4 protein-coding genes and 1 pseudogene are annotated in these 5066 nt (G+C 70.7%); 2 read left to right on the top strand and 3 right to left on the bottom strand.

What is annotated here, in order from left to right; genetic code table 11:
- A pseudogene (locus P1P70_RS40380) lies at positions 1–254 on the bottom strand (endoglucanase); the annotation flags it as partial.
- A gap of 365 nt (positions 255–619) precedes the next feature.
- Between P1P70_RS40380 and P1P70_RS40385 the strand changes: the two are divergent.
- Complete coding sequence (locus P1P70_RS40385; protein ID WP_413471658.1) at positions 620–1288, top strand: DUF5995 family protein; 669 nt, start codon at positions 620–622, stop codon at positions 1286–1288.
- A gap of 48 nt (positions 1289–1336) precedes the next feature.
- Positions 1337–2263: an LLM class F420-dependent oxidoreductase gene (locus P1P70_RS40390; protein WP_319246832.1), complete on the top strand. Its 927-nt coding sequence runs from the start codon at positions 1337–1339 to the stop codon at positions 2261–2263.
- A 19-nt stretch (positions 2264–2282) separates the two neighbouring features.
- Here the strand turns inward: P1P70_RS40390 and P1P70_RS40395 are convergent, their stop codons facing one another.
- Positions 2283–3983, bottom strand: a complete 1701-nt coding sequence (locus P1P70_RS40395) for an NAD(P)/FAD-dependent oxidoreductase (RefSeq protein ID WP_319246833.1) — start codon at positions 3981–3983, stop codon at positions 2283–2285.
- 38 nt (positions 3984–4021) lie between these two features.
- Positions 4022–4810, bottom strand: a complete 789-nt coding sequence (locus P1P70_RS40400) for a carbon-nitrogen hydrolase family protein (protein ID WP_319246835.1) — start codon at positions 4808–4810, stop codon at positions 4022–4024.
- Positions 4811–5066 lie beyond the last annotated feature (256 nt).

The raw sequence follows: 5066 nt of genomic DNA on the forward strand, positions 1-5066 counted from the left end.
GGAGCCGGTCCGGTCGAACCGGAGAGGGCGGAGGGGGCCGACGGGGCAGAGAGGTCGGACGGGTGGCCCCACGAGCGGCTCGTCAGCGGTCGGGCCTCGTCGACGTCTCTCTCACCCCCCGTCGCCGCCACCATCCCGGTGATCGTTCCGACGACGGCCACGATCGACGCGGCGGCCGCCAAGGCACCGCGCCTCACCGCCCGCCGACGGTCGGCCCGGCGTTCGGCCAGCCGCTGGGCGCGTAGGCCTGACACGTGGTGCTCCCCCTGACTCCCCGGACCGCGCTGCGTCGGCTCCCCGGCCTTTCCCGCCGCGCCCGCGTTACCCCGTTCCGGGGACGCGCCTGGCACGGCGGCACCGGTGTCAGCGTAGGCCTGCGAACCTGCCCCCTATGGCGCAGTGGGAACATTTCACCAATTCCGTGGACTCGGCGGACACTTCCGCGAGCCCGGCGGACATCTGTGTGGCCTCGGCGATCATCTCCGTGGATCCGGCGATCATCTCCGTGGATCCGGCGATCATCTCCGTGGACCCAGCGGGCATCTCCGTGGATCCGACAGGGGCCGTGGACGCGACAGTCACGGCGGCCGTGGTCGACGCGGTGGGCGCGGTCGACGCGGTGGGCGCGGTCGTTGCCCGTATGCGCGCCCTGGACGCGGTCCTTCCCGAGCGGGACGGGATCGCGGTCTTCAACGGGGTCTACCTCGCCGTCACGGAGGCCATCGGCCGGCGCCTGGACACCGGTCACTTCCCGGACGCCGAGGCCGCGATCACCCTGGACGTGCTCTTCGCAGAGCGGTATCTGAGAGTCGCCGAGGGCGGCCCCGCACCCGCGTGCTGGCGGCCGCTGCTGCAGTTCCGGCGTCATCCCGGGGTAGGTCCGCTGCAGTTCGCCCTCTGCGGCATCAATGCGCACATCGGGCACGATCTGGCGCTGGCCGTCGTGGACACCTGTCGTACGCTCGGCTGCGAACCAGCCGACCTGGAGGACGAGTTCGAGCAAGTGGGCGATGTCCTGGTCTCGTTGGAGGAACGTATCCGCGAGGAGCTGATGCCGGGCCCCGATCTGCTCCAGATCGCCGATCCGCTCACCCATCTGCTCGGCGCGTGGAGCCTGGAACGCGCCCGTGAGGCCAGTTGGTCGGCCGCCCGCGCGCTGTGGGCGCTGCGCGGACTCCCGGACCTGGCCGCGGAGTTCGCCCACCGGCTGGACGCGGCGGTGGGCCTCGCCGGCCGCATGCTGCTGACGCCGATGCCCGAGCGGGCCGACTGCCACCCTCTCATGTGAACGTAATACGTTCGACTTGAGAAGATCCCTCGCGGAGGAGCACACGGCATGGCGTTACGACTCGGGCTCGCCCTTCCCCAGATGCGGCAGTACGACATCGGAAAGGACGTGCCCGACGTGGCGCGCACGGCCGAGGACATCGGCTACGACAGCCTGTGGGTCTTCGAACGGGCGCTGTTCCCGGAACCGCCGTCGCAGGGCCTGTACGGCCTGGAAGGGCTCCCCTGGCCGGACCACTACCGGCACGTGGCCGAGCCGCTGGTCACCCTCACCCTGGCCGCAGCGGCCACCGAGCGGGCCCGCCTGGGCACGAGCCTGATCGCCCCGCTGCACGTGCCGTTCCAACTCGCCAAGTCCCTGGCCTCGTTGGACGCCGCCAGCGGCGGCCGGGTGGTCGCCGGGCTCGGCACGGGCTGGTCCCTCGACGAGTACGCGGCGGCGGCCGTCCGGCCCTTCGAGGAGCGCGGCCAGGTGCTGGAGGAGCTGATCGGGGTGTGCCGCGCGGTCTGGGGCCCGGATCCGGTGTCGTACGACGGCAGGCTCACGAAGATCGCCTCGGCCGTGGTCGGCCCCAAGCCCCGGCGCCCCATACCCATCCTGCTCTCCGGGAGCACCGCGCGGGCCCGGCGCCGGCTCGTCGACCATGCCGACGGCTGGCTGCCGGTAGGTCTGGGAGTCGACGAACTGGCTTCCCAGTGGCACCAGTTGCGCGCCCTGGCAGCCGAACGCCGTCGCATCAGACCGCTCCGCTCGGTACTGCGCATCAATGTGCAGTACCAGGCCAAGCCCTACGAGGGCGCCGATCGCCACCCCTTCCAGGGCAACTCCGCACAACTGGCCGACGACCTCGCCGCGCACGCCGCGATCGGCCTCGACGAGATCTTTCTCGACCTCCAGTACGGCCTGCGGGACGCCGAGGAACTCAAGGACGTGGCCGCGGAGGTGTACGCCTCGGCTCGGGCGGCCGGCGTCTGAGCCCTCCCTCGGAACCGCCCTAGTCCTCGGGGAGTTCGACGGGCGCGATCGTGTCGTAGACGTCTCCCGGGCCGGGGTTGGTCCCGTCCGTGGCACCGCCGAAGTGGTGCATGACGCCCCAGACCGCGTTGAGCGCGGTCTGGATCGCGCCCTCCGCCCAGCCTGCCGTCCAGGAGATGTCGTCGCCGGCGAGGAAGATGCCCCGCTTGTCGTCCGGCAGCCGGTCCTGCATGAAGTGGGTGAACAGGCGCCGCTGGTATCGGTAGTGGCCGGGCAGGTTCGCCTTGAACGCGCCCATGAAGTACGGCTCGTTCTCCCAGGAGACGGTCACCGGGTTGCCGATGACGTGGCTGCGGATGTCGACGTTCGGGTAGATCTCGCCGAGCGACTTCAGCATGACCTCCATCCGCTCGTTCGCCGACAGCGGCAGCCACTTCAGGCTGTCGTCGCACCAGGTGTAGGAGAGGCAGATGACGGCGGGCCGGTCGGGGCCGTCGTCGAGGAGGTACGTCCCGCGCGTCATGCGGTCGGTGAGCGTCATCGACATGACGTCCCGGCCGGTGACCTCGTCCTTGTCCAGCCAGAACGGCCGGTCGACGGGCACGAAGAGCTTGCTGGACTCCATGTAGTGGGTCCGCTCGATGGCCGTCCAGTGGTCGATCGGAAAGAGCGAGTCGTCACAGGCGATCTTCGACAGCAGCATCCAGGACTGGGCGGTGAAGATCGCCGCCCGGTAGGTGCGGATGTCGCCGGTCGCGTCGGTGACCGTGATCCGGTTGCCGGCCGTGCGGTGCAGCCGGGTCACGGCCGGGCGCGGCTCGCCGCCCACATGCAGCTCGGCCAGCGAGGTGCCGTGGGGCCAGTGGACGATCTTCTCCGGCGCGCGCTCCCACAGCCGCAGCGGCAGTTGCTGGGAGCCGCCGACGATGCCGCGGTGGTGGTCGTCGGCCTCGGTGTAGACGACCCGCAGGATCTCCAGGATGGAGTTCGGGAAGTCGGTGTCCCAGCCGCCCGTGCCGAAGCCGACCTGGCCGAAGATCTCGCGGTGCCGGAAGGACCTGAAGGCCTCGGAGTCGCAGAGGAACCCGTAGAAGGTCTGGTTGTCGAGCTTCTCCACCAGCTTCGCCCAGATCTCCCGGATGCGCGGCACGTCCCGCTCGCGCATGGCCTGGTTCATGTCGGAGAAGTCGGCGCCCTCTTCCAGGCACTTGTTCCAGGCCGCGGCGACGTCACGGTAGACCTGCGGCAGGTCCTCGATCGTCTCGGCGTAGTACGACTCGCCCTTGAGGTCGACGACCGTCGAGGGGGTCGCCTCCGCGAGGGGGTTGGGGAAGGGGCGGGTCTCGAGTCCGACCAGGTCGATGTAGTGCTGGAGGGCCGTCGAGGAGGGCGGGAAGCGCATCGCGCCCATCTCGGCGGTGAGGCCGTCGGTGCCGGGCCCGTCGAAGCCCACGGTCCGCAGCCGGCCACCGATCTGGTCGGCCTCGTAGACGACCGGCTTCAGACCCATCTTCATCAGCTCGTACGCGGCCACGACGCCGGAGAGACCGCCCCCGATCACCGCGACCTCGGCGCCGTGCTCCGTCGCCGGTATCTGGCCGAGGCCCGCCGGGTGGGCGAGGAAGTCGTCGTACGCGTACGGGAAGTCCGGGCCGAACATGGTGATCGGCGGCTGCTGCTCGTCGGCGTGCTGGACGGCGTTGGGCACCGTGGACGTCATGGGGTACGGACTCCTTGCGACAACTGGGAGAGAGGGCTTCAGACCAGGGACCCGTAGAGGCCGGGGCGGCGGTCCGTCAGATACGGGTTGGCCTCGCGGGAGGCGGCGACGAGGGCGGGGTCGGCGTCCGCGAACACCAGCTCCTCGCCGCGTCCGGCGCGGGTGCGCGCGACCCCGTCGGGGCCGGCCAGCGTGGAGAGCCCGACGAACTCGAACTCCCCTTCCTGACCTACCCGATTGACGTACGCGACGTACATCTGGTTCTCGAAGGCCCGCACCGGGATCATCGACTCGGCGACGAACTGGAACGGATGCATCTGGGCCGTCGGCACCACCAGCAGATCGGTGCCGGCGAGGGCGTGGGCGCGGACGTTCTCCGGGAACTCCACGTCGTAGCAGATCAGGAGCCCGACGCGGAGACCGCCCAAGTCCGCCTGGACGACGCTGCGCTCGCCCGGCGTGAAGTGGTCGCGTTCGAAGCAGCCGAAGAGATGGGTCTTGCGGTAGTTCGCCAGCCGGACGCCGTCGGCGGAGACGAGCTGCGCCGAGTTGAAGACCACCTCACCGGCGCGCTCCGGGTACCCGTAGACGATCGCGACGCCGTGGCGCCCCGCGATCTCGGCCACCGCGTCGGCCGAGTCGCCGTCGGCCGCCTCGGCGAGCCGCGCGACGTCGTCCCCGATCGCGTACCCCGTCAGGAACATCTCCGGCGCCACCAGCAGCCCAGCCCCGGCGTCGCCGGCCCGTCCCGCGGCCTCGTCGAGCACCTTCAGGTTGCCGACGACCGAGCCGGGGCGACCGGAGCTCTGGAGCAGGGCGGTACGCATGCGTGTTCCTCACCGGGGCAAAGGGGGATTCGGGTGCCAGAAAGGCGGCCAGAAAGACGGTACGGCCGCCGCGCCGACCTGGACAAGCGGCGGCCATTGCGCACCGATGGACGATTCATTGCGTGCGGCCGGGTCCGCGCGCAGATTCGTTGCGCACCTGAGAAAGGGCACCACCCGCGCCCCTCAAGGGGCGCGGGGAACTGCGCGACCAGCCACACCGAAAGCGCGGTCGCCCACGAACCCCACGCCCCACCCC

The organism is Streptomyces sp. MB09-02B (genome assembly GCF_033794485.1).
Lineage (GTDB): Bacteria > Actinomycetota > Actinomycetes > Streptomycetales > Streptomycetaceae > Streptomyces.